Below are 20,724 nucleotides of genomic sequence, written 5' to 3' on the forward strand. Positions count from 1 at the left end.
ACCCCTCTCCTCGGTGATCTTTTCCGTAGCGATATCAACTGTCAAGGTCTGTACGCCACTTCACGCAGGGCGTGAGAGCCTTGGTGCCGGTCCTGGCGCGTCGAAGGGTTCGAAGCGAGGAGAGTGCACGTTGAGTACCGAAGCCGGCCGCGAACCACGTCCGAGTGCGACGGACGGGACCGGCACCGGTGCCGTACGGCATCTGATTTCCACGAACGACCTGACCGACGCCGACCTCAGAGCCCTCGTCGAGCGGGGCGCGGAGTTCTCGAACGGATCGGTCCGCTCCGGTGAGCAGCTGACCGACCTGGTCGTCGGCATCCTCTTCCTCAAGACCTCCACACGGACCCGTACGTCGTTCTCCGCCGCCGCCCTGCGGCTCGGCGCGAAGATCATCTCCTTTGGGCCCGACGACCTCCAGACCAACACCGGCGAGACGCTGGAGGACACCGCCGAGGTCCTGTCGCGGATGCTCGACATCCTGGTGGTGCGCTCCGCCGGAGACCCGGCCGACCTGCGCACCTTCGCCGCGCAGCCGCGCATGGCCGTGGTCAACGCGATGACCGCCGACGAGCACCCCACCCAGGCGATCGCCGACCTGACCACGATCCTGTGCCGCTTCGGCCGGATCGAGGACCTGCGGATCTGCTACATCGGCGAGGGCAACAACACGGCGGCCGCGCTGGCGCTGACGCTGAGCCGCTTCAAGGGCGTCCACCTGGAGCTGCGGACGCCCCCCGGCTACGGTCTGGATCCCACCACCCTCAAGCGCGCGGCCGCCAACGCCGCCGCCTGCGGGGCGAGCGTGGTGGAGCTGCACTCCATGGACAGCCGCCCGCAGGGCTTCGACGTCATCTACACGACGCGCTGGCAGACGACCGGCACCAGCAAGCCGGACCCCGACTGGCGCCGGATCTTCGCGCCCTTCCAGGTCACCACCGCCCTGTGGGACAGCAGCCCGGACGCCGTGTTCCTGCACGACCTCCCGGCGCACCGCGGCGAGGACGTCACGGCCGAGGTCCTCGACGGGCCGCACAGCCTCGCCTTCGATCAGGCGGAGAACAAGATGTACGCGGCGATGGCCGTTCTGGAGTGGTGCGCCGGACGGCGCTGACCGACTCCCTTTTCCACAGCGCGCTTCCAGGGATCCCGCCGGGAATTCGCGGCTCGGCGGCATTCCCTCCCTTGGCATTCCGTCCTTCGGCATTCCCTCCTTCGGCATGCCCGCGCACATTTCAGCGACCTGGCCGCGCTCGGACGAATCACGACCATGTGACACACCCGGCGCCCCCAGCCCCAGTCCACCGCAGTCGCACTCTCGGAACAGGAGACACCCCATGGCCGACTTCACCGTCGTACCCGGCGCCGCAGTGTCCGCCATCCTCGCCGACTCGCACAAGGACGTCCTGCGCATCGTCGCCGAAACCTACATCGCCCACGAGCAGGGCCGGTCGGTCAACCCGGACAGCTGCTTCCTGCACTTCCCCGCGAAACCCAACGCCCGTGTCATCGCGCTGCCTTCCTACCTCGGCGGCACGGTGGACACCATCGGCATCAAGTGGATCGCCAGTTTCCCCGACAACATCCAGCAGGGGCTGCCACGCGCCTCGGCCACCCTGCTGCTCAACGACTCCGCCACCGGGTACCCGCTGGCCTGCCTCGAAGCCGCCAGCATCAGCGCGGCCCGCACCGCCGCGTCCGCCGCGGTCGCCGCCGCCGAACTGGTCGCCGCCGAGCAGCCCGTACGGGTCTCCTCCGTCGGGGCCGGAGTCATCGCCCGCACCATCCTCGACTACCTCCACGCGAACGGCGTCGCCGTCGCGGACGTCCTCGTCCATGACCTGGACGCCACCAGCGCGGGCCACCTCACCGCGCACGCCGCCGAGCGTCTCGGCGTCCCGGTCGCCACGGGCAGCCTGGCGGAGGCCCTCACCCGGGACCTCGTCGTCTTCGCCACCACGGCCGCCACGCCCTACGTGAGCGGCGACACCCCGCTGCGCCCCGGCCAGGTCCTGCTCAACGTGTCGCTGCGCGACCTGGCGCCCGAGCTGCTGCTCAAGAGCAACAACGTGGTGGACGACGTCGATCACTGCCTCAAGGCGCACACGTCGCCGCACCTGGCCGAACAGCTCACCGGCGGGCGCGACTTCATCACGGGAACGCTCGGGGCGCTGCTCCAGGGCAAGGTCACGCTCGACCCGGCCAAGCCCACCGTCTTCTCCCCCTTCGGCCTCGGCATCCTCGACCTGGCGGTCGGCCACCACCTCCTCGGCGAGGCCCGGCGCCGGGGCAGCGCCGTCGAGATCCCCGACTTCATCGGGGAGACCACGCGCTGGTGACTCGCAGGACTTCACGGTCGCGTCGGCCGGGCTTGGGGGATCCGGGCCACGGTGCGGTGTAAGCAGGAGTCATGGATCTTCGGGCACTGAGCGCGCGGCGTTACCCGTACCGCCGACTGCGCCACGCACTGCTCGCGGCGCCGTTCGCGCTGATCGCGTTCGTCACGGTGAGCGACATCCTGGCTCCGCCCGACGTCCACCTCGGGCCCTTCCTGGTGGCCGCGCCCGCCCTCACCGCCTCCTTCGCCGGGCCCCGGACCACGGGTCTCGTCGGGGCCGTCGCCGTCCTCGCGCAGGTCGTGGTGGCGATGGTGCGCAGCAGCGCCACCAACCTCAACCACTCGGTCCAGATCATCTCGCTGATCCTGATCTCGGTGTTCGTGACGCTCTTCGCCCATCTGCGCGAGGTGCGCGAGAAGGAACTCGTCCAACTGCGTTCGGTGGCCGAGGCCGCGCAGCAGGTCGTGCTGCGGCCGCTGCGGGAGCGCATCGGCCCGTTGCGCATGGCGTCGATGTATCTGGCGGCGGAGGCGGAGGCGCAGATCGGGGGTGACCTCTACGCCGCCGCCCGCACCGCCCACGGCACCCGGCTGCTCATCGGGGACGTGCGCGGCAAGGGCCTGGAGGCCGTGGGGGACGCGGCCGTCGTCCTGGGCGCCTTCCGGGCCTCGGCCCACCAGGAGGCCGAACTGTCCGGCCTCGTGGCCTATCTGGAAGGCGCCGTCACCCCGGACCTGGACGACGCCTCCGCGGGCGACGGCGCCGACGACCCGGGCGAGGCGTTCATCACGGCGGCGGTGCTCGACGTACCCGACGACCGACAGACCCTCGGCCTGGTCAACTGCGGGCACCCGCCGCCCCTGCTCCTGCGCGGCGGCCGGGTCATCCGCCTCGACGTGGCCCATCCGGCACCGCCGCTCGGCCTCTCGGAGCTCGTCGGGTCCGGCATCGCGGCGCAGACCTTCGCCGCGGAGACCTTCGTCTTCGAGGCGGGCGACATCATGCTGCTCTACACCGACGGCGTCATCGAGGCGCGTGACGAGACGGGGGCGTTCTACCCCCTGGCGGAACGCCTGGCCGCCTGGTCGGGCACGGGCCCCCGCGCCCTGCTCGACCACCTCTGCGACGACCTGCTCACCCATGCGGCGGGGCACTGCCTGGGGGACGACGCCGCGATGGTGGCGATTGAGCGGTTGGCGTGAGGGTGAGGGTGAGGCTTACGAAGCGGGCACGGCCGCACCCGCCCCACGACCCGCCCCCGCCGCCGCACCCGCCAGCCGCTCCTCGGCGAACCGGCGGTTGGCCCGGGTCTGCTTCCGATAGGACTCGGGCAGGTCCGGCAGGGCGAGGAGCCGGTCGCAGGCCCGCAGGGAAGCCGCGAAGTCACCGGTCCAGTAGGCCGTGATGGAGAATTCGAACAGCAGCCCCCACCGGTACACCCAGGGCTGGGTGAACAGGAGGTCCTCCGGCGCGGCGCGGTCCAGACCCGCGCCGACGATCGCGTGTGCCGACTGGTGACGACCCATCGTGCGCAGCCTCGACGCCAGCTCGTAGCAGGCCTCCAGACGCTCCGGGCGGACCTCCCAGGCCCGTACGAGGGCGTCCATCGCGGACGGCCAGTCACCGCTCTCCGCGCGCAGGACGCCCACCTGGAGCAGCGCGTAGTAGACCTCCTCCACCCAGCCGCCCATCTCGGCGCGGCGCTGGTAGAGACCGATCGCCTCGTCGGTCCTGCCCATGTCGCGCATGGTCTGGGCCAGGTAGAAGACGGTTCGGTGGTTCCCCGGGTCGCGGTCCAGCTCGGCGCCGAGCAGCCGTGCGTCGCGTTCGAACTTGTCGTGGCGCGACCCGCCGTCGGCGAAGTCGCGGATCGTCAGTGCGTCGAGGTTCTCCTGGCCGGTCGTCCGGTCGCAGGTGAGGTATTCGTGGGTGACGCCCTCGTAGTACCAGGCGAAATCGGCGCGGACCAGGCGCTTGATGCGGTACGAGGTGTCGCCCTCGTGGCGCAGCATGTACGCGTCCGCGGTGAGGTCCGGGAGCGGGCCGTCCTGGCGGATCACCAGGTCCGCGTCGAGCAGCAGCAGGTAATCGGCCTTGTTCCGCGCGTGCGAGATGTTCAGGGTGCGGTTGTGGCCGAAGTTCACCCAGGGCTCTTCCCACAGCTCGCCCGGGACGCCGTCGAGGGCGGCCCGGATCAGCTCCTGCGTGCCGTCGGTGGACCCCGTGTCGGAGATGACCCAGGTGTCGATCAGGTCGCGTACCGAGGCGAGACAGCGCTCGATGACCCGCGCCTCGTTCTTGACGATCATGCAGAGACAAATGGACGGCTTCACGGCATCACCCACCCGGTCCGGTGCGTCGTTCGAACAGCGGCCCACTGTGACACCCACGCGTCGGCTGCCCGCGTCACCCACGCCGGAGCGGGGGAAGGGTCACCCGTTCTGGCGTACGCGCAGGCCCGCACGTCGGTGTCCCACTGGCCCATCGGAGTGGTTTCACTACTCCGAACCGCTGACCCCCCCGCGTGTTCTGCGGGATCGGGGCGAACGAGTCCCTTCCGAACGGGGATGTCTTCGAATGCGTTCACGGAACGCACCAGACCTTTTCGAAGAGGGAGCAGGAAGTGAATTCTGACTACAGGTCGGGGTCACGGCTCGGTCCGCTGCCGAGGCGTGGCAAGTGGCTCGCCGGAAGCGCCGTCGCGTCGCTCACCCTTGTGCTGGCCGGCGTGGCCGTACCGGCGGCGGCTGCCGCGCCTCAGGGCGTGGGCACCCGGGTCGCATCCGGTGAAGAAGACCGAGGCGGAGACGACGACCACTGCCGACCCACGCACTGGCCGGACGCGAAGGCCGCGCGTCCCGCCATGGGCGGCGACGACGACCACTGCCAGCAGGGCCCACCCGGACCGCAGGGCCCGAAGGGACCGCCCGGACCCACGGGTCCCACCGGGGCGACCGGAGCCACGGGCGCAACGGGTGCGACCGGCCACACCGGCGCGACCGGAGCCACCGGCGCCACGGGGGCGACTGGAGCCACCGGAGCAACGGGGGCGACCGGAGCCACCGGCGCGACTGGCGCCACGGGCCCGACCGGACCGTGCTACGAGATCGACAGCAACGCCCCGTCGAGCACCGAGACCTTCAGCGCGGTGCTCATCAACGGGAAGGCGTTCGCCGGCCGGCAGGCGACGCCAGGGGGTGTGGTCGTCTGGACTGATCTGACCAACGCCGACAACCCCCGTTACCCGGCCAACGTCTGTGGGATCGCCATCGATTCGCACGGCAACGACACCTGGATCAAGGTGGTCACCACAGCCGGCACGGTCTTCCAGACCCATGGCGACACCAACGGCACGACCTTCACCTGGGACGAAGGCTGGACCGCACTCGCCACACCGGTAGCGGGCACGCTCCGCGCCACACCGTCCAACGCAGGAAGGCCCGAAACCTCCTGAGTTCGTGAGGGAGACCCCCGCGCGTGCCGCTGTCCGGCGCCATACGCGGGGGTCTCCCCGTCCGGCCGGAGCCCGTCGGCTCACGGCTTGACGTTGACGACCTTCATCTCCAGCGGGTAGCCGGACGTGCCGCAGTTGAGCGTCGACGCCTTCTCCCGGCCGAGCTTGCGGTACCCCTGGTCCCCCTTGTACGGGCCGTTCACCCTGCCGGGACCGGCGCACTTGGCCTGTACGTACCAGGTTCCGTTGCCGTGCGAACACCAGCCCACGGCAACATGGTCGTTGGTGTGCGAGACATACGCACTGCACCCCGTCGGGCCGACCGCCGCGTTCGCCGTCGGAGCGACGCCCAGCATCACACCGGCCGCCAGCAGACCCACCGCCGAAGCCATGCCGCCCAGCTTCTTCGTCCTGTCGTTCATATGCCCTCCATCTCAAAGGATGTTCAGCTTGAGCGAGCGAGACTAGTGCGATTGAGGTGTACTCGCGTCCTGCTGGAAGACGATGACGAACGGCGTTTCAGGCTCTTCCCGACTGCCCAACCACCGCTCCTCCGCCCGGAGTTGTACCGATTCGCGGAATCCGTCACGCCGAGGCCGACCGCGCTCGCGGGGACAGACGAAGCGCGGCGCACCCGGCGGCCGGTGTGGCCGCGGGGTGCGCCGCGCGGTGGTGCTGGGCAGTGACCGGCCCCTGTGTCGGGGCCGGTCACCGACGGGTGTCAGTGGTGGCGGTGTCCACCCTGGTGGGCACGCCCCCACATGGCGGTGTCGAGGATCCGGCCGTTGTCGTTGCGCAGGGTTGCGGTGTCGCGGTGGTTGTCCCAGACGTAGCTGTGACGGTCCTGGTAGACGTCGTGGCTGCTGTCACGGCCCATGCCCGAGTGGACCTTGACCGTCGAGTGGCCCTCAAGGCGCATGGCGTGGAAGCGGTAGCGGGCGCCGTCGCTCGCGGTGAGGGTGAACCCGCGCAGGTTCACGGCGTGGCGCCCGGTGTTCATGACCTCCACCCACTCGCCGTTGAGGCTGCGGTTCGAGTGGTCGTCGCGGCCCGGGCTGTTGTACTGCACCTCGCCGATGACCACAGTGGAGCGGGGAGCGTGCCGGTGGTGGCCGTCCGCCGCGGCGGGCAGGGCCGCGGCCCCGATCAGGGTGCCGGCGGCGAGGACGGTGGCGAAGATACGGCGGCTGGTGCGCGAAGCAGACATGTGCGTGCTCTCTCAAGGACAAGCCCCGGACCAGGCCTTGATCGGGCCGGTGACGGAGCGGGCCAGGTTCCCGGCTGGTGCCGAGGACCCACACTTTGGCCCGCCGGAGCGATCAGGACCCGCCGACCCGACGCTCTTTACAAATTCAGGACATTTCCGTAACCACCACTTATGTCAACTCCCAGTGTGCATACGCCCTCCGCTCGGACGCGCGGCTCCTTCGTAACAGCGCCGCACACCGCGCGTCGTGGCGAGCCGCCCGCCCTGGGAGGGCAGCCCCTGCCTCGCGCCCGGCGTCAACGCTTCACCGCGGTGGTGACCACCAGCGGGGGGCGCAGCCGCTCGGCGGACCAGTCGCGGCTGCGCACATGCTCCGGGTCGGCCACCCCCACCGCCTCGTCCGGCGTCGGATGGTGCTGTGCCACATCGGTGAAGCCCACGCGTTCCAGCAACGGCGGGAACGTCTCCACCGGCCAGGCGTGGTTCCGCACTGACTGCCACGTCCCGTCCGTACGGCGCAGTCGTACGGGCATGGCTTCGCCGGGGCCGTAGCTGACACCCGACTCCCCCACCCGCAGCGACGCGTACTCGATACCGGCGCAGACGGGGTCCGTGGTCAGCAGCGCGAACGGCGCCCCGGGCCGGAGCAGGCGGTGGATCTCGGTGAACACCTCCAGCACCGTCCGCTCGTCGGGGAGCGACGCCAGCACGTGGTTGCACATCGCCGCGTCCGCGCAGGCGTCCGCCAGCCCGCCCACCCGGCCATCCGCGACCAGGTGGTACTCAGCCCCGGGCGTGCCCTCTTCCCGGGCCAGCGCGAGCATGTCCGGCGACGCGTCCACACCGATGATCCGCATCCCGAGCGCCCGGGCCGCGTGACCGGCGACTCGGCCCGGCCCGCAGCCGAAGTCCAGCAGCACCCCGCCCTCCCGGCCCGCCCCGGACAGGGCCTTGAACACGAACGGATAGCCGAGCAGCCAGTCGGTGCCCGCCTCCACCGCCGCGAACGCCTCCGCCCCCTCGTGCCCGGACCAGGCCCGCCCCGCTTCCGGAGACGACGGCTCGGCCGGTCCACCCGCTCGATCCTGCGGCATCACTGGGTCCCGTCTCTCGCATACGTACACGGCACAGGGCTCCCATCATCGACGCCGTCCCCGCACCGCGCACGCCGCCGCTCCGCCGACCGCGCGCCCCGGCGAAGGGTGTTCCGGTGCCGCCCAGCACGACGCTCAGCCCACCGCCGCCGCCCTGCGTTCCAGCCTCGCCACGTGCCTGCGCAGGCCCAGTGAGAACACCCACGCCGCCAGGAACAGGGCGGTGGCGATGGCCAGGGTGCACCAGCGCAGATCCTTCGAGACCACGAACCCCGGGCCGAGGCCGGGATGTACGGAGTTCAGCAGGACGTGGAAGAACAGGGTCAGGGCGAGCAGATACAGGCCGTACCAGGCCGGTTTGCTCCAGCTCTTCAGGACGTGGCCGTCCATGCCGGAGAGCGGCAGCATCCCGAAGACCACGACCTCTATACCGCCGACGACCATCAGACCGACGGTGTACGCGAGCACGTGGTGGAAGCTGCTGGGACCGGCCGTACGGCCCTCCTCGATCAGCGGTGTGCCGAGGACCCACACCAGCAGAGAAGCGCTCAGGACGCTGATGCCGCCGACCATCACCGCCTGCCCCTTCGGCATGGCGTGGCGCGGGTCGCGCGAGCCGGGAGGCACGGCGCCGAGCACCATGTAGACCGCCACCAGGCCGTAGACGTACGGGACGGGGAACGCCAGGCCGCGCGAGAGCGCCGCCATCAGAGCCGCGAGGAGCAGGCCCGCGGGAACCACCCGCAGCTCGGCCCGTATACCTCCCCGCCCGGGGCGCAGCAGCGAGTCCTTCGTCTTCTCGTATGTCACCAGGATCAGCAGGGTGCCGACCGCCGCTCCCAGCACCTTCGCCACGGTGGGCGCGCTCCAGCGGGCCGTGGCATCGGCCCAGACGACCAGCGCGCCACCGAGCAGGGCGAAGGTGCCCATCCGCACCCAGCCGGGCAGCCGGGCCGCACTCGCCCGCGCCGACCGTTCCTCGCGGCGCCGGCGCCACCGACGGCTCAGCGCGTTGTCCGCCAGCTGCGAGGGGAACGCCTTCTCCAGCAGGAGCACGAGCAGCAGGAACCAGGCGGCCATACCCACCGATCCCGCGATGTCCTTGAGCGCCCAGGACACTTCCGCCGGGGTGGGCATACTGCCCACCAGATCGCCCGGACGGTCGTGGCCCACAGGCGGCTTCGGCTCCTGCGTGGGTCCGCTGGGCCAGGGGGTCGGCTCGGGTTCGGGCACGCCACTCACGTCGTCCGAGGGGGTGGGACGGGGGCCCGGTGTGCCGGAGGCGGGAGGGGGCGGAGGGGGCGGTGTGATCCCCGGCAGGTCGGGTTTGGGCAGGACGCCGGTCCTGTCCTCGGTGTGGGGCGCGACCGGCGAGCCCTTGGGCAGGAAGAACGCGGTGAACGGCTCGGGCGGGAGGTCGATGGTCCCCGCCCGTTCCACCGCACGCCCGGGACAGTCGAGGTCCACGGGCTGGTAGCCCTTCATGTCCGGGGGAATGTAGGCATGGAGATCGATGAACCTCCAGCGGCCGGGCTCGGCGTCGCCCTTGTACGAGTCGGCGTCCAGCCATGGGTCGAGCAGGCCTTTGCCGTCGATGAGGATCCGGCCCCAGGTGCAGGCGGCGGGGTAGTCGGTCATGTGGATGGTGATCTCGTACGTCCCCACGGGCGGCGGGGTGATGGGCGGTTGGATCACCGTGAAGGTCTGCGACGCCGCGACGACGCCTGCGGCGGCCACCGACCGAGCCCCCACCGGCCCGGCGCCCAGGGGCGCCGCTTCGCAGGTCGCCGTCACCTTGTACGTACCGGCACCGGCGCCGGGCGGTACGGAGAAGGAGGCGGCCAGTTTGCCGTCCGCCGTGGGGGTCGCGCCGGTCCCCGGCAGGTCGGCCCCGTCCCACAGGAGGCGGGCGGGTCCTCGGCACAGGAACCCCTCGCCGGAGACTTTCACCTTGGTCTCGGGCGCCCCCGAACTGGGCGAGAGGGCGAGGACCGGGTTGGGGTGCGGTGGTGTCACCACTGGGGCCGCCACCACTTCGTAGGAGGTCTCCTGGGTCACGGAAGGGCGCGCGTCACAGGTCGCGACCACCTCGTACCTGCCCAGGGGCGCTTTCTCGGCCACTTTGACCGACTGCGAGAAACCGCCGGACGCGTCGGTCCGTACGGCGATCGGTACCGGTAGGTCGCCGGTCAGCGTGAGCGGGCCCGCCTTGGTGCCTTCGCCCGTCCCGCAGTCGAAGTGACTGCCGGACACGACCACGTTTTTGCCCTGCTGCACCTTCTCCGAGGACGGCCACAGCACGGGAGTCACGGGAGGGTGGGTCGGAGGGGTGGAAGGGCCGGAAGGCACGGGCTTGGTCGGATTCACCGTGGACTTGGAGGGCTTGGGCGCCGACGGGGTGGGCACCGACGGCTTCGGCGCCGACGGGGTGGGCTCCACCTCCGATGGTGGCGGCGGTGGCTTCGAAGGGGACTGTTTCTCCTTGGACTTGGAGGGTGCGGGGCCCGAGGCGGAGGGCGTCGGGCCGGGCGATGGCGGCGGCGACGTCGCCCCTGCCGCCGCCCTCGTCCCCTGCTCACGGCCCGGCACGCCCGCGAAGCTCGGTGCCGCCATCCCCGCGAGCAGCACCATCGTGAGCAGCGCCGTCAGCACCGCCATCGGTAACCCGCGCGTCTTCCGCCTGCGTCCCACAGTGTCCCCCTCGTAACCGCACGGCCTCCCCAGACCGTCCCCGTTCGGGTGCACTTGTTAGACGTCCCGGCCCCACGCCTTCGTTTCCCTCGTGGGTACGGCGCATGGGAGCGCAACGGCGGAAATGGGTGCCTGCCGCACGCCCCTTGGACCGACACCCCCGGCCAAACCCCTGTCGCGAAGGGACGGTTTATGGCCCGTGGTGTCTCCAACGTGTGAATCTTGTGCACACTCACCTGTGCTGTTGCCGCAGAGATGGGTAGCATCCGGCGGCAACATCCAGCACGAGGAAAGCGAATTCTCATGGCGGACGAGCCGGACTTCACCACACTCAAGGACCAGTACGCGGCGCGGGTCACCGCGGATCTGGATGCCAACCAGCAGGACCAGTCACGTATCCGCGCGGAACTCGACTCGCTGAAGGGCCAACTCGAAGACCTGGAGCGGGACCACGGTCTGCTGCAAACCATGCAGCACACCCTCGGCGGCACCGCCGCCGCGGCGGCGCAGACGCCGACAGCAACGCGCAAGCGCACCACCAAAGCACAGCCCCCGGCCAAGGCATCGGCCCCCGCCGCAGCACCCGCCCCCGCGGCCACACCCACCGTCGCAGCGGTGCCCAGGCCTCGTAAGGCTCAGGCCCAGAAGCCGGAGACCAAGGCGGCCAAGACGGCCAAGACGGCCAAGAGCCCCAAGAAGGCTGCCGCACAGGCCAAGAAGCCGGCCGGCAAGAGCACGGAGAGCGGTGGACCCACCCTGCGTGAGCTGGTGCTCGGCCTCTTCGCGAACCACGAGGAGCCCCGTACGGTCGCCGACATCCTCACCGAACTGACAACCGCCCACCCGGACCGCCAGACCAGCCCCCAGGTGGTCCGCAACACCCTCGAAGCACTCGTCGCCAAGGGCGAGTTGGAGCGCGAGCGCAAGCAGGGCTCCGTCTTCTACACGGCACACCGCAACCCGGCCCCTGCCGAGAAGACCGAGGCACCCACCGCCGAAGCCGTGGCCGCCCCCGCTACGGCTCCCGCGCCCGCGACCGTCTGACGGGACCGCGCCCCCACCGCGCCGTGGCCACCCCGGTGCCGAGGCACCTGAAACGGGGTGGCCACGTCCGTGGGAAGAACCCGGCCGCCGTCTGTCGAACAGAACGGCCGCCGGGTTGTTCTCAGTGGTTGTCCTCAGTGGATGTGTTGTCCTCAGTGGGTGTTCTCAGTGGATGTTCTCAGTGGGCCTCTCTCATTGCCGGGCGTAGCCGGATGCGGGATCCGTGGAGATCACTCCGTCCCCCTGCTGTCCCGAACCGTCCGCGCCACCTGAGGCACCCGCGCCACCGGAAGCACCCGCGTCGCCCATACCGCCATTGCCGCCTGCACCACCCGCGCCGCCTGCGTCACCCTCTCCGCCCGAGGCGCCGGATCCCTGGCCCCCCGCACCGATCGTCGCGCCCACGGCCGCGAGGGCGGTCGTGACGGGCTGGAAGAACGTCTCGCCGCCGGCGGTGCAGTTCCCGCTGCCACCGGAGGTGAGCCCGACCGCGCTGCCGTCGGCGGTGAACAGGGAGCCGCCGCTGTCGCCCGGTTCGGCGCAGACGTCGGTCTGGATGAGCCCGGTGACCGTGCCCTCGGGGTAGTTCACCGTGGCGTCGAGACCGGTGACCTTGCCGTCGTGCAACCCGGTCGTGCTGCCCATGCGCAGTACGCGCTCGCCCACGGACGCGTCGGCCGCCCCGGTGATCTCGACCAGCTTGCCCGCCCCCGTATCGACCGCGCTGGGGGCTTCCGTGGCGGCGTCGTCATACGTGAGCAGGGAGAAGTCCCCGTTGCCGGGGAAGGTCGCCTTCTGGACGGTGGCGGCGGGCGCCCCGTTCGCGCTCAGCGACCACTGCTTGGCCGCGACACCGCAGTGGCCCGCGGTGATGAATCCCGGTTTGCCGTCCTGGGTGGTGACGTTGAAGCCGAGGGAGCAACGTGCGCCGCCGCCGAAGATGGCGTCACCGCCCTCGCTGAACGGCTTGAACTGCCCGGCGGACTTCTGGATCCGGGCCGTGTCCGCGCCGAGGGACCGGACGGCCTTCTCCAGTCTGGTCCACTGCGCCCCCTTCACCGTCCGGTCCGCCGAGACCACGATGCGGTTGGTCCGGGGGTCGACGGCCCAGGCGGTGCCGGGGATGGTCGCCGTACGGGCGAGGGTGTGCGCCGCCGAGCGCAGTTCGGCCGTGCTGTTGCGGACCGCGCGCGGCACCGCCCCGGCCTTCTTCACCTGTGCGTTCGCGTTGCTGTTGTTACCGGCGACGTTCACGATGACCTGCTGCTTGGCGGCGTCGTAGTACGAGCCCGCGAACGCGTCGCCGAGTTGCTGGGCCAGGCCCCGCACCGCGGCTGCGGCCGAGGCCGCGTTCGCCTTCCCGGCCGTGGCCCCGGACGGGGGTTCGGGCTGCGCCTGTGACGCGTTCGCACGTGGGAGCAGTACAGCCGCCGCGATGAGGCCCGCGGCCCCCGCTCCTGCCATTACTGCCCGCCGCTTGGGTATGCGCCTGTGAGTCAACTCGCCGCCTCCTGGGATGTGTTCCGTAGCCGATGGGGATCGGCGGAAGGTGTGCAGTCCTAGGTACGGATGGGACGGGTGTGGTGTTCACCGTGATTGCGAAAGAACATTTTTGAAGGTTGGTCAGCAAACGCACACACCGCCCGCACGCACCACCCACCCGCACCCCGGTGGCCCCACCGCCGATCCGTCAACTCCCGGCGAACCGCCCGCTCACGGACGTCAGTACGCGGCGCGCGTCCGCGCCCAGATGCGGCCCCGCGAGCCAGGCGGCCGGGTGGGAGCCGAGCGAGGTGTTGGACACGAGGACCAGCGCGCCGTCACCCCGGCGCACCAGCCAGCCACCGCCCGACGAGCCCTCGGTCATGGTGCAGCCCATGCGGTACATGTCCGGCTGGTCGGCGGCGACGGAGAACGAGCCGGGCCGGTCGGCGCAGTGGAAGAGGGACGAGCCGTCGAAGGGGCGCCCCGCCGGATACCCCACGATGTCGACCAGGCTCCGGGAACCGGAGAGTTCGGCGTCGAAGCCGACGTCCGCCGCCGCCCCGACGGTCTCCTCCAGCGACCGCGTCGCACCGGCCGCCTGCCGCACGTGGAGCACCGCGAAGTCGAAGGCCGCGCCCGCCCCGGCGCTGGACGTGCCATGGTCGATCCACTGCTGGGAGGTCTGCGCCCAGTCCGCCCACCAGATCCCCAGGGGCGCCGCGCTGTTGCGCCCGCCCGCTGTCGCCGGCCCGCTCTTGTCGAACTCGGGCACGAAGACGATGTTCCTGAGCCATCCGCCGTCCTTGCCCGAATGGACGCAGTGCCCGGCGGTCCACACCAGGTTGGACCGGCCGGGGCGGGCGGGATCGCGCACCACCGTGCCGGAGCAGGCGGCGGGCCCCTTGGGGGTGTCGAAGAAGAGCCGACCGGCCGTGGGCGCCTGCTCGCCGTACGGGCGGGCGACGGGCCGCGCGCTCACGGCGTCCGGCTCGGGGTCGGAGACTCCCCGGGGCATGGCGCTGCCGTCGAAGGACCGCTCGCCCTCGGCGGCTCCGGCCATCCGCTCCGGCCCCCACAGCCCGTCGACCACGGGGTTGACGAAGTCCGCCGCACCGCGCAGCCAGCCCCGCACGTTCCAGTCCTGCCACCCGCCCGGCGTCCGCCCCGGGTCGGCACGCCGGGCGGCCCCGGCCGGGTCGGCGGACCCGATCGAGCCGGAACCACCGTGTGGGCGCGTGGAGTTCTTGGTGACGGTGTACGCAAGTCCGCCCGCCACCACGGCGACGAGCAACCATGCGGCCGTCCTCCGGAGGCGACGGCTGAGACGGCGAAAAGGCACGGGACCCTCCTCGGGCGCGGCACGCTACTGACCGGTTGATACGGCGCCGCGCCCCCGGGCGTTCAGTCACCCGGTCACGCACCCGGTCACGCATACGCGATCGGGCCCGCCTGCGTCAGGCGACTTCCGCACCCGTCCGCCGCCTCACCCTCCGCAGTTCGCTCTCGCTGAGCCCGCCCCACACTCCGCGCTTCTCGTTGTTCGACAGCGCCCACTGCAGGCAGGCGGTGGTGACCGGGCATCTGCGGCAGATCGCCTTGGCCTCTGCCAGCTGCTGGTCCGCGAAACGCCTGCTGTACGTCGGGAAGAACAGCTCCGGGTCCTCCGTACGGCACGCCGCACGCTTTCGCCAATTCACAAGAAGACTCCCTCCTCGGCAACGAGTGACGCGATCGACTCCCTTAGGGGTCTTGCGCGTTGTTACGTCAGCCGCTGACGGACCGTTCAATGCGGACCGCGCCTTCAGCGCCGGAAGAAGACCCCGATGCCGTTGGCCACCGTGCGTTCGAAGGTTCCCGGCGGCCGGTTGCGGACGACGACGCCGTGGTCTCCCGGGCCACGCGTGGCGAGCGTGGAGGAGCCGCCGCCGTCGAGGTTGACCGCGTCTTCGGCGCCCATGTCCCGCATCAGCCGGGCGAGTTCGGCGAGGGTGAGGCCCGCGTCGTTCTCGGCCGAGCCGTTCAGGGCGATGAGGTAGAGGCGGTGTCCGCGGCCTCCGATCCCCGCGCCGGTGCGGGTGGCGGCCGTACGGTCGTCGAGCCCGTTCAGCGGTGCGCCGGCCCGCAGCACCGGCATACCGCCCACCGCGAACGCCAGCGGCCCCTTGCGGCCGCGCAGCCGGTAGCTCAGCCCGGCCCGGTCGCCGAGCCTGAGCGCGCTCAGGGCGCGGGCCCCGTTCTCGCGCCCAACCAGGACGAAGGTGCCGACGGGCACCGGCCCCTTGCCCAGGACGGTCGACGTGCTGACGACACGGCCCCGCCGTACCGTCACTTCGTAGGTGTCCTTGGTGCACGGCGCACCGCGCGCCGCGTCGGTGCCGCACGCGGCGCGCTCCCGGGAGGCGGACCCCCACTTCGCGGTGAAGGCGCCCACCCCGCCCACCGGCAGGGCGTACTGGTTGAGCCCGTCGAGGCGCAGCCCGCCCCGGCCGGTGTCGACCGTTCCCTCCAGGGTGAGGCGGTCCAGGCGCCCGGTGCGCGCCGAGTTGACGCCGATGACGTCCCGGGCGGTGGTGCCCGGCGGCAGGGTGGGGCCGAAACGTTGGCCGTCGGGCACGGCGGCCTTGAGCGGGCGGCCGGACTCGATGGCCGGGCCCGAGGAGGCGCCGGTGGCCTCCACGCCCGGGTGCTGGGTCTCGCTTATGTTGAAGAAGTCCCCGTTGACGGCGGCCACCGCGTCCTGTGCGTCGGCCATCGCGGTCACCTTCGCCCGGGCGGCCACCGCGCCCGGTGTGAGAAGGTCCACCTTGACGTGCGGGTTGCTCAGGTCGGCCAGCACGAGGTGACCACGTGTCAGCCCGTGGGACGCGGTGACGGTGAAACTCCGGTAGGAGATGCCGGGCGCGACGGACACCGTGCGCCCGAACCCCACGGCCGGCGCGCTCTGCGCGGCACCCGGGGCGAGTGCGCCCTCACCGACGACCATTCCCACCGCGGCGATCCCTGTCATCGCCATTCTCGCCCAGCCCAGGGACCACCCCATCGCGCCTCATCTCCTGAGACCCACACCGCATCGGCAGCCGCAGCCTAGCGAGCCGCGCGGCGGCCCACGGGCAGGCTCGACGCGATGACCGAGAACAGCCCCCCGGCAGCCCTCGTACGGTCGTACGGGCGGTCGGCCGCGCGTTCCCGTGGCGCGGAAAGCCCCCCGGCCCGCCACCACTTGAGGGTGACGGACCGAGGGGCGTATGCCTGGGCCGGCCGGGACGCCATGGTGCGCCAGGCCACCTGAGGGCGTCACGGGTGTTGGGGCCGTAGACGCCGTCGGCGGACAGGCCGAGGCTGCGCTGCCGGGCCGGTCGTGACCATGCCAACGGTGATGACGGCAAAGGCGCCAAGGCATGCCAAAGTACGCTTCATAAGAGTCTTGCTCCCCTGGAAATGGTGCTGAACTGGCCGCGTCTCAGATGGCGGCGAAGCGAGAATTGAGCAGACCTGGAGAGGTACTTGATCACTTCACCAACCGGCGGCACCCCGGGTGAAGTTCACGGCACAGCGCTTCCCCCGGCGCCCGCGACGGCGTTCGCCCCGGAGATCACCCACGCCGAGTGCCGCCAGTGCGGTACGCGTGTGGCCGGGCTCGACGGCCGGTACGCCTGCGGCGTCTGCGGGTGGACCAACGACTGGTCCGAGGGACACCGGCCGCTGCCGCGCGCCGAGGACGACCCCGACTTCCCGGGCCCCGGCGTCTCCCCCGAGAACCCGCTGGCCGACTGAGGCGGCCTGCGGTCCGGCGCGAGGGGGAAGCGGGGTGCCCGCGTGCGCCGTGCGCTTGAATGATCCCCACGACCTGGGAAGGAACAGAGCTGCGGTGCGTGTACTACAGGGCATCATGGGTGCCGTCATCGTCCTCGGGATCTTCTCCTCGGTGCTGCGCACCCTGGTGATACCCCGGCCGACGCGCTCCGGCTTCACCCAGGTCGTCCACGGTCTGGTCCGGCGGCCGTTCCAGCTGGTGGCCGACCGGCTGCCGGAGGCGGAGGCGAAGGACCGGATACTCGCCCCGGTGGCGCCGCTGGCCGTCGTGGTGACGCTGATGGGCTGGCTGGCGTGCTTCATGGTCGGCTACGCGCTCCTGGAGGCGGCCGTCAGCCGGCTGCCGTTCCAGGACGCGATGATCGAGTCCGGCTCCTCGCTCTTCACCCTCGGCTTCGCCGGCGGCACCCGCGTCACGCTCAACGTCATCGACTTCTGCGCCGCCGCCACCGGCCCCATCGTCATCGGCCTCCAGGTCGGCTATCTCCCCACCCTCTACGGTGCCTACCAGCGCCGCGAGACGGAGGTGACCCTCCTCCAGTCGCGCGCAGGCAGCCCGCCCTGGGGGCCGGAGATCCTCGCCCGCTACGCCCAGGTCGAGATGCTGCACAGCCTCACCGAGCTGTTCCGCAACTGGGAGCGGTGGAGCGCCGAGGTGAGCGAGAGTCACACCACCTACCCGGTCCTGATCCACTTCCGCTCCCCCAAGGCCAACCGCAACTGGCTGATCGCCCTGCTGGCCGTGCTGGACGCGGCGGCGCTGCGGCTCGCCTTCAACCCCTCCCAGCCCAAGGCCGAGGTCCGGCTCGCCCTGCGGGCCGGGTTCGTCTGTCTGCGCGACATCGCGGATCTGCGGGGCATTCCGTACGACCGCGACCCCCACCCCGACGACCCGCTCCGGCTCACCTACGAGGACTTCCTGCACGGCGTGGCGCGGATGGCCGACCAGGGCTATCCGATGGAGCGCACGCCCGAGGAGGCCTGGCCGCACTTCCGCGGCTGGCGGATCAACTACGAGCAACTGGCCTACTGGCTGGCCAGGGACATCGACGCCGTGCCCGCCCCGTGGTCCGGCCCGCGCCGCACCACGGTCGCCGTCCGCACACCGGTCACCCCGGTCGACCGCCGCCCCGTGGGCTGACCGGGGACCCGGCTCGCGGTGGACCGCGCACCTGCCGAAGGAGGCGTATGAACACCTCTCGTGTGAACGTCGCCGGGCCGCTGCACCGCGGTGCCGCGCGCCTCTTCCCGGGCGCAAGGGACCACCGTGACGTCCTGCCGCCGCTGCTCGACCTGCTCACCTTCGTCACCGGTCTGGTGGACGCCGTGAGTTATCTGGGGTTGCACGCCCGCCGCGCCGGCGCCGGCGCTGCTCCTGCTGGCTGCCGTCGCCCTGGCGGCCGGGTCCGCCGCCCGGCCCGCCCCGGCGTGAGCTGCTTCCGGGTCACGCCGACTGCTGGTGCCAGGCGTCCTGGAAGTTGCGGCGGGCTCGGTGCAGCCGGGAGCGGACGGTGCCGACGGGGAGGGCCAGCGTCGCGGCCATCTCCTCCTCGTTCATGCCGTAGACGGCGCGCAGCATGAGGACTTGGCGGTGCTGGTCGGGCAGCCGGTCCATGGCGTCGGAGATGTGGACGGTGTCCAGGGGGTTGCCGTCCAGGGCGCGGTCGGTGAGGTCGTCCGTGGGCCCCTGGCTCAGCCGTTTCGAGGTACGGACGGCCTCCCGTACGGTGACCGCGCGGACCCAGCCGTAGAAGGCCTCGGGTTCGCGCAGCCCCCGGATGCCGCGGAATATGGCGAGCATGGCCTCCTGGGCGGCGTCGGAGCTGTGGCTCTGGGCGATCGGCAGACAGAGCCGGCCGACGAAGGGCGCGATGTGCAGGAGGATGTCGTTCATGGCCCGGTCGTCCCCGGCCTGTGCGCGCGGCAGCAGGGCCGTGGTGACGGGGGCCTGCGCATCGTTCGTCGTGGTCACCGTGGGAGTACTCCTGGACTCGGTCTGCTCGAACAGGTGCGTGGCGGGTGCGGGCCGCGCCGGGCAGGCGTCGGCGGTGCGTCCCTCACGCGGGCACCGTCACCGTGTCCTCGGCGTCGTCGCGGTGGGCGGCGAACGCGAGCAGGTTGGTGTGCAGGGCGGCGCGCAGCTCGTCCACCTGCTCGTGGGTGAAGCACCCGGCGCTGTAGGGCAGTTCGATGCCGAGCCGACCGTCGAAGGAGACCACGCACGCCATCACGGGGCCGCGCCCGGCCTCGGGGAAGTAGTGCTCGCGGGCCGGGGCGAGGCGTACGTCGGTGACCTCCAGACCGTCCGGGGTCACCGGGCCCGAGACGCGGCCCATGTTGGTGACGATCACGCTGGTGGCGAGGAGCGCGGGGTGCTGCGGGACCTTCGGCAGCAGGTGCAGTTCCTGGAGGAAGTCGCCCCGCTCGATGGCCGCGTGCAGATTCTCGGTGACCTGGCGGGCCAGGGTCAGCGGGTCGGCGTCGTGCGCCACTTCGAGCACGTCCAGGCAGGAGGTGACGGCGGGCACCATCACTTCGCGGTCCAGCGGCGGCGTGAGCCGGGAGCGCAGGTCCACCGGGGAGAGACAGCCGAGGGTGCGCGCCCCGGGCTCGCCGCCGAGGCGGTGGCGGACGGCGGTCAGGGCGGCTGAGGCGATCAGGCCGTGCACGGACACGCCCTCGGCCTTGGCGAAGCGCAGCAACCGCGCGGTGTCGTCGGGCTCCAACAGCACGCGCTGTACGGCGAGTTCGGGCTGCCCGGGTTCACGCTCGGTGCCCACGGCCTCGTACGGCAGGCAGACGACGGGGGCCTGCCGGGTCCGCTCGACGCGGCGCGCGAGATACTCCTCGGCCTCCTGCGCGGAGACGGGCGGCAGCAGTTCGGAGATGGGGCTCGGCCACTGTTCGCCGTACTCCGCGGCGCCGTCGGGGAGTTCACCGGCAAGCGCGGTGTAGGCGTCCCACAGGGCGTTCTGGAGGGCGATGGCGCTGTGGCCGTCGGTGATGGTGTGGTCGACGCTGAGCATCACGGTGTGCTCGTCGCCGCCCCGCAGCAGCACGGCCCGCACCAGCGGACCGCCGACCGGCAGCGGGGTGTTGAACTCCTCGGTGAAGGAGTCGGGCCCGCCGTCGCGCACCAGCAGCCTCGGCAGTTCGTCCGCCGCCATCGGCTGGAGCACATGGGCCCCGTCCTCGACGGCGATCCGGCAGCGCAGCGAGGGGTGCTCGGCGACCTTGGCGGCGAACGCCGCGGCGAACAGCTCCTCGTCGAGGTCGCCGCGCACGGTGCAGGAGAGCACGGCACGGCTCCGCTGCGCCACGTAGATCGTTTCGACCGGGCATAACTTGCGCTGCATCCCCATTGCCTTTCAGTTTCCCTTACCCGGCACTGCGCCGGTCCGGCCGCGTCCTGCCCCATGCACACGCTCCGCCTTGCCGCGCGAGCGGCCCTTTTCGGGGTTCGCGCGTTGAGCCCTGGCCGTATTGGCCGATGCATGGATCCCGAATCGCGCTTCAGTGAAGCGGCAATTCCATTCTCCCGCAAGGGTTTCAAGGAGGCTTGTGCAGTGACCTATCCCTCAGACCCTCCGGCACGCG

The 20,724-nt window shown here is 71.5% G+C and carries 20 protein-coding genes; 9 read left to right on the top strand and 11 right to left on the bottom strand.

From position 1 onward, the window contains the following. Positions 1 to 202: 202 nt before the first annotated feature. From OG965_RS06285 to OG965_RS06295, 3 genes are all read left to right on the top strand, one after another. Complete coding sequence (locus OG965_RS06285) at positions 203 to 1,114, top strand: ornithine carbamoyltransferase (RefSeq protein WP_371656857.1); 912 nt, start codon at positions 203 to 205, stop codon at positions 1,112 to 1,114. A 223-nt stretch (positions 1,115 to 1,337) separates the two neighbouring features. Then, positions 1,338 to 2,339 (top strand): 2,3-diaminopropionate biosynthesis protein SbnB, encoded by a 1,002-nt coding sequence (sbnB, locus tag OG965_RS06290; RefSeq protein ID WP_371649984.1) that lies wholly within the window; start codon positions 1,338 to 1,340, stop codon positions 2,337 to 2,339. Between the two features lie 71 nt (positions 2,340 to 2,410). Continuing rightward, entirely contained in the window at positions 2,411 to 3,541 is a 1,131-nt protein-coding gene (locus OG965_RS06295; RefSeq protein WP_371649986.1) for a PP2C family protein-serine/threonine phosphatase, read from the top strand. A 15-nt stretch (positions 3,542 to 3,556) separates the two neighbouring features. On the opposite strand, the gene OG965_RS06300 is transcribed toward OG965_RS06295, so the two are convergent. Continuing rightward, the gene (locus tag OG965_RS06300; RefSeq protein ID WP_371649988.1) at positions 3,557 to 4,648 is read right to left on the bottom strand and encodes a glycosyltransferase; all 1,092 of its coding nucleotides are present in this window, start codon (positions 4,646 to 4,648) and stop codon (positions 3,557 to 3,559) included. A gap of 314 nt (positions 4,649 to 4,962) precedes the next feature. Here OG965_RS06300 and OG965_RS06305 point away from each other — a divergent pair, with 314 nt between their 5' ends. Beyond that, positions 4,963 to 5,793, top strand: coding sequence for a hypothetical protein (locus OG965_RS06305; RefSeq protein ID WP_371649990.1), 831 nt, complete (start codon positions 4,963 to 4,965; stop codon positions 5,791 to 5,793). An 80-nt stretch (positions 5,794 to 5,873) separates the two neighbouring features. Here the strand turns inward: OG965_RS06305 and OG965_RS06310 are convergent, their stop codons facing one another. The 4 genes from OG965_RS06310 to OG965_RS06325 all read right to left on the bottom strand — a co-directional run bounded on the left by OG965_RS06310 (position 5,874) and on the right by OG965_RS06325 (position 10,404). After that, entirely contained in the window at positions 5,874 to 6,215 is a 342-nt protein-coding gene (locus OG965_RS06310; RefSeq protein ID WP_266990060.1) for a hypothetical protein, read from the bottom strand. Between the two features lie 299 nt (positions 6,216 to 6,514). After that, complete coding sequence (locus OG965_RS06315) at positions 6,515 to 7,000, bottom strand: lamin tail domain-containing protein (protein WP_371649992.1); 486 nt, start codon at positions 6,998 to 7,000, stop codon at positions 6,515 to 6,517. 296 nt (positions 7,001 to 7,296) lie between these two features. After that, positions 7,297 to 8,094 carry a class I SAM-dependent methyltransferase gene (locus tag OG965_RS06320; RefSeq protein WP_371649994.1) on the bottom strand — a complete coding sequence of 266 codons (798 nt, stop codon included), beginning with the start codon at positions 8,092 to 8,094 and terminating at the stop codon, positions 7,297 to 7,299. A 135-nt stretch (positions 8,095 to 8,229) separates the two neighbouring features. Next, positions 8,230 to 10,404: an FGLLP motif-containing membrane protein gene (locus OG965_RS06325; RefSeq protein WP_371649996.1), complete on the bottom strand. Its 2,175-nt coding sequence runs from the start codon at positions 10,402 to 10,404 to the stop codon at positions 8,230 to 8,232. A gap of 43 nt (positions 10,405 to 10,447) precedes the next feature. Between OG965_RS06325 and OG965_RS06330 the strand changes: the two genes are divergently transcribed. Next, positions 10,448 to 10,801: a hypothetical protein gene (locus OG965_RS06330; protein ID WP_371649998.1), complete on the top strand. Its 354-nt coding sequence runs from the start codon at positions 10,448 to 10,450 to the stop codon at positions 10,799 to 10,801. A gap of 287 nt (positions 10,802 to 11,088) precedes the next feature. Further along, positions 11,089 to 11,829 carry a hypothetical protein gene (locus tag OG965_RS06335; protein WP_371650000.1) on the top strand — a complete coding sequence of 247 codons (741 nt, stop codon included), beginning with the start codon at positions 11,089 to 11,091 and terminating at the stop codon, positions 11,827 to 11,829. A 192-nt stretch (positions 11,830 to 12,021) separates the two neighbouring features. Here the strand turns inward: OG965_RS06335 and OG965_RS06340 are convergent, their stop codons facing one another. The 4 genes from OG965_RS06340 to OG965_RS06355 all read right to left on the bottom strand — a co-directional run bounded on the left by OG965_RS06340 (position 12,022) and on the right by OG965_RS06355 (position 16,321). Continuing rightward, entirely contained in the window at positions 12,022 to 13,329 is a 1,308-nt protein-coding gene (locus OG965_RS06340) for a S1 family peptidase (RefSeq protein WP_371650002.1), read from the bottom strand. A gap of 190 nt (positions 13,330 to 13,519) precedes the next feature. Continuing rightward, positions 13,520 to 14,605 (bottom strand): serine protease, encoded by a 1,086-nt coding sequence (locus OG965_RS06345; RefSeq protein ID WP_371650004.1) that lies wholly within the window; start codon positions 14,603 to 14,605, stop codon positions 13,520 to 13,522. Between the two features lie 163 nt (positions 14,606 to 14,768). After that, the gene (locus tag OG965_RS06350; RefSeq protein ID WP_371650006.1) at positions 14,769 to 15,011 is read right to left on the bottom strand and encodes a WhiB family transcriptional regulator; all 243 of its coding nucleotides are present in this window, start codon (positions 15,009 to 15,011) and stop codon (positions 14,769 to 14,771) included. A gap of 104 nt (positions 15,012 to 15,115) precedes the next feature. Further along, a complete protein-coding gene (locus tag OG965_RS06355; RefSeq protein WP_371650008.1) occupies positions 15,116 to 16,321 on the bottom strand; it encodes a phosphodiester glycosidase family protein in 1,206 nt (401 codons plus the stop codon). 117 nt (positions 16,322 to 16,438) lie between these two features. Here OG965_RS06355 and OG965_RS06360 point away from each other — a divergent pair, with 117 nt between their 5' ends. The 3 genes from OG965_RS06360 to OG965_RS06370 all read left to right on the top strand — a co-directional run bounded on the left by OG965_RS06360 (position 16,439) and on the right by OG965_RS06370 (position 18,268). Then, positions 16,439 to 16,603: a hypothetical protein gene (locus tag OG965_RS06360; protein ID WP_371650010.1), complete on the top strand. Its 165-nt coding sequence runs from the start codon at positions 16,439 to 16,441 to the stop codon at positions 16,601 to 16,603. A gap of 218 nt (positions 16,604 to 16,821) precedes the next feature. Further along, the gene (locus tag OG965_RS06365) at positions 16,822 to 17,088 is read left to right on the top strand and encodes a hypothetical protein (RefSeq protein ID WP_371656858.1); all 267 of its coding nucleotides are present in this window, start codon (positions 16,822 to 16,824) and stop codon (positions 17,086 to 17,088) included. Positions 17,089 to 17,182: 94 nt separating this feature from the next. Then, positions 17,183 to 18,268 (top strand): hypothetical protein, encoded by a 1,086-nt coding sequence (locus tag OG965_RS06370; protein WP_371650012.1) that lies wholly within the window; start codon positions 17,183 to 17,185, stop codon positions 18,266 to 18,268. A gap of 303 nt (positions 18,269 to 18,571) precedes the next feature. Here the strand turns inward: OG965_RS06370 and OG965_RS06375 are convergent, their stop codons facing one another. After that, positions 18,572 to 19,099 carry an RNA polymerase sigma factor gene (locus OG965_RS06375; protein ID WP_371650013.1) on the bottom strand — a complete coding sequence of 176 codons (528 nt, stop codon included), beginning with the start codon at positions 19,097 to 19,099 and terminating at the stop codon, positions 18,572 to 18,574. An 85-nt stretch (positions 19,100 to 19,184) separates the two neighbouring features. Continuing rightward, positions 19,185 to 20,483 carry a condensation domain-containing protein gene (locus tag OG965_RS06380; RefSeq protein ID WP_371650015.1) on the bottom strand — a complete coding sequence of 433 codons (1,299 nt, stop codon included), beginning with the start codon at positions 20,481 to 20,483 and terminating at the stop codon, positions 19,185 to 19,187. Positions 20,484 to 20,724 lie beyond the last annotated feature (241 nt).

The organism is Streptomyces sp. NBC_00224 (assembly GCF_041435195.1).
Lineage (GTDB): Bacteria > Actinomycetota > Actinomycetes > Streptomycetales > Streptomycetaceae > Streptomyces.

What these genes read in the sequence shown, in the direction of transcription:
- OG965_RS06310 (WP_266990060.1), bottom strand. Translation starts at nt 6,215, where the DNA reads ATGAACGACAGGACGAAGAAGCTGGGCGGCATGGCTTCGGCGGTGGGT.
- OG965_RS06355 (WP_371650008.1), bottom strand. Translation starts at nt 16,321, where the DNA reads ATGACAGGGATCGCCGCGGTGGGAATGGTCGTCGGTGAGGGCGCACTC.
- OG965_RS06295 (WP_371649986.1), top strand. Translation starts at nt 2,411, where the DNA reads ATGGATCTTCGGGCACTGAGCGCGCGGCGTTACCCGTACCGCCGACTG.
- OG965_RS06335 (WP_371650000.1), top strand. Translation starts at nt 11,089, where the DNA reads ATGGCGGACGAGCCGGACTTCACCACACTCAAGGACCAGTACGCGGCG.
- OG965_RS06300 (WP_371649988.1), bottom strand. Translation starts at nt 4,648, where the DNA reads ATGATCGTCAAGAACGAGGCGCGGGTCATCGAGCGCTGTCTCGCCTCG.
- sbnB (WP_371649984.1), top strand. Translation starts at nt 1,338, where the DNA reads ATGGCCGACTTCACCGTCGTACCCGGCGCCGCAGTGTCCGCCATCCTC.
- OG965_RS06320 (WP_371649994.1), bottom strand. Translation starts at nt 8,094, where the DNA reads ATGCCGCAGGATCGAGCGGGTGGACCGGCCGAGCCGTCGTCTCCGGAA.
- OG965_RS06315 (WP_371649992.1), bottom strand. Translation starts at nt 7,000, where the DNA reads ATGTCTGCTTCGCGCACCAGCCGCCGTATCTTCGCCACCGTCCTCGCC.
- OG965_RS06380 (WP_371650015.1), bottom strand. Translation starts at nt 20,483, where the DNA reads ATGCAGCGCAAGTTATGCCCGGTCGAAACGATCTACGTGGCGCAGCGG.
- OG965_RS06360 (WP_371650010.1), top strand. Translation starts at nt 16,439, where the DNA reads ATGACCGAGAACAGCCCCCCGGCAGCCCTCGTACGGTCGTACGGGCGG.